Source organism: Microcystis sp. M53598_WE2, from assembly GCF_030067735.1.
Classification (GTDB): domain Bacteria; phylum Cyanobacteriota; class Cyanobacteriia; order Cyanobacteriales; family Microcystaceae; genus Microcystis; species Microcystis aeruginosa.
Genome location: NZ_JASJFE010000502.1, coordinates 1 through 1,284, shown reverse-complemented (window position 1 = coordinate 1,284; position 1,284 = coordinate 1). Strand labels below are relative to the sequence as shown.

The 1,284-nt window shown below is 39.8% G+C and carries 1 protein-coding gene; it reads left to right on the top strand.

The window, feature by feature from the left end; translation table 11 throughout:
- The first annotated feature begins 198 nt into the window (after window positions 1-198).
- Window positions 199-1,250 (top strand): ISKra4-like element ISMae18 family transposase gene (locus tag PX636_RS10335; RefSeq protein ID WP_288117044.1). Its coding sequence is split into 2 segments (ribosomal slippage): window positions 199-355 and window positions 355-1,250, totalling 1,053 coding nucleotides; the frame shifts between segments, so codons are not numbered across the junction.
- The last annotated feature ends 34 nt before the right edge of the window (window positions 1,251-1,284 follow it).

Below are 1,284 nucleotides of genomic sequence, written 5' to 3'. Positions count from 1 at the left end.
TCTTTCCCTGTATGGATTTCAGCTACTTTTGAGCGTAGTTGCTCTCATCGAATTTTATTTTAAGTTAATTATTTGCATAACAATTCCCGAAGAGCCACATTTACAGGGAGCATCCCAATTTTGCAATAAGTATAAATGCTTAGAGACTAAAAACGTTAGCTAAGGCAAAATAAAGAGAAACAATTAAACGGTAGAATCATGAATACAGACCAAAAAGAACAACTAGATCAACATTTAAAAGCCATTGCTCAAATTCTAGTCGATAATACCCCAGAAGAACAACTACGTAGCTTTGAGGGCATTGAAACCGCCCTGCGAGACCATTGGCTGACTACATTGGGTCCTGCCATAGGCAATTTTTTTTTGAATCAGCAACAGGAACCCAAGCAGGGCGAACCAAAAGCGTAAGCAGTATCATAGGGAAAGTCAAGATAAGCGAGAAACAAGCCGATAAACTAGGATTAAGCAAGAATAATCGATTAAGTCCCATGCTGGAGAAATGTTGCTTAGGAGCAGTGGCTAAAGTCTCTTTTGAAGATGCGGAAAAAGCTATCAAAATGGCGACAGGAATGGCAGTTTCAGGCAGTAGTCAACAGAGGCTTGTACAAAGATATAAATTTGAGGAAGCAGAAGCAAAGAGTCCGGTAGAAGCATTGAGTGTAGATGGAGGAAAAGTCAGAATCAGAACGCCCAAAGGACAACCGAGTCAAGGTCGAGATTACAAAGCAGTAAGTCTGCATGGTCAAGAATGTGCGGGATTTTTTCAGCAAAATGAAGAATTACTGGAATGGGTGAACCGTCAGCCCTTAACAGAGGTAGTCACCTGTTTAGGAGATGGTCATGATGGGGTGTGGAATCTGATGGAGAAAATCGGTGTTAAAAGGAGAGAAATATTGGATTGGTATCATTTAGTAGAGAATATGAATAAAATAGGCGGGTCAAACAAGCGTCTGAATAGAATCAAAGAGAATTTATGGAAAGGAGAGGTGAAAAGAGTTTTAGAGGAATTAGAGGGATGCAAAAAGAAACAGGCTATAAATTTCACCAAATATGTCGATAAACATCGAGAAAGAATACCCAATTACGAACTCTATCAATCACAAGGGATTTGCATCGGTTCTGGAAGTGTAGAGTCAAAGATTAAGCAAATAGGTGCAAGAATGAAAATTGTGGGAGCACAATGGAAAGCAGAGAATGTTCCTCAGTATTTGAAGCTACGTTGTGCTTATCTCAACGGCGATATTGCCTGAGTATTTTTACTCATTGCAAAACTGGGATGCTCCC